The sequence below is a fragment of the Nitrospirae bacterium YQR-1 genome (genome assembly GCA_039908095.1).
Taxonomy (GTDB): Bacteria; Nitrospirota; Thermodesulfovibrionia; order Thermodesulfovibrionales; family Magnetobacteriaceae; genus Magnetomonas.
The window spans coordinates 1-832 of the sequence record JAMOBJ010000096.1; the positions used below are offsets into that span (position 1 = coordinate 1).

Annotated in this window: 1 protein-coding gene; it reads left to right on the forward strand. The window is 42.5% G+C overall.

Annotated elements, in window-relative coordinates; genetic code table 11:
• Positions 1–629, forward strand: a 629-nt coding sequence (gene fusA, locus H7844_16070; GenBank protein ID MEO5358793.1) for an elongation factor G, incomplete at its 5' end; no start/stop codon positions are given.
• Positions 630–832 lie beyond the last annotated feature (203 nt).

The window sequence follows — 832 nt, forward strand, 5'->3', positions numbered from 1 at the left end:
CTATAAAAGACAATGCCGATGCCGAGGGTAAATATATCAGGCAAACCGGTGGCAGAGGGCAGTACGGCCATGTGAAGATAAAGATAGAGCCACTGGTAAGAGGTACTGGTTTTGAATTTGAAAATAAGATAATAGGGGGCACGATTCCCAGGGAGTATATTTCAGCGGTGGAGGCAGGTATCAAAGAGGCTACAAATACCGGTGTGATTGCCGGCTATCCAATCGTGGATGTAAAAGCCGTTTTGTACGATGGTTCTTATCATGAGGTTGACTCCTCGGAAATGGCCTTTAAGATAGCCGGCTCAATGGCACTAAAAGAGGCCGTGGCCCGTGCAAAGCCTGTGCTGCTTGAGCCTATTATGAGTGTTGAAGTTGTTACCCCTGAGGATTATATGGGGGATGTTATCGGAGATTTAAATTCCAGGCGCGGAAAGATACATCAGATAAATAAAAGGGGAAAAACACAAGTCATTGAGGCTAACGTACCCCTTTCAGAGATGTTTGGCTATGCCACTGATTTGAGATCCAACAGTCAGGGCAGGGCAAGTTACACTATGCAGCTTGCCGCGTATGAAGAACTTCCAAAAAGTGTTGCTGATGAGGTAATTAAGAAAATTAAGGGCATATAATATTTTACTTGACAAATAAGAAATTGTCTGCTATTATTTCAGTTTTGGTTCGGTAATGATATTAAATAATAAATCATATAAAAAAGGATAAACTTAAGGTTCGGCTGCTTGTTTGAAAGGGACGAAACTAAGGAGGTAAGAGATGGCAAAGGCTAAGTTTGAAAGGACAAAGCCGCATGTTAATGTGGGAACGATAGGGCACG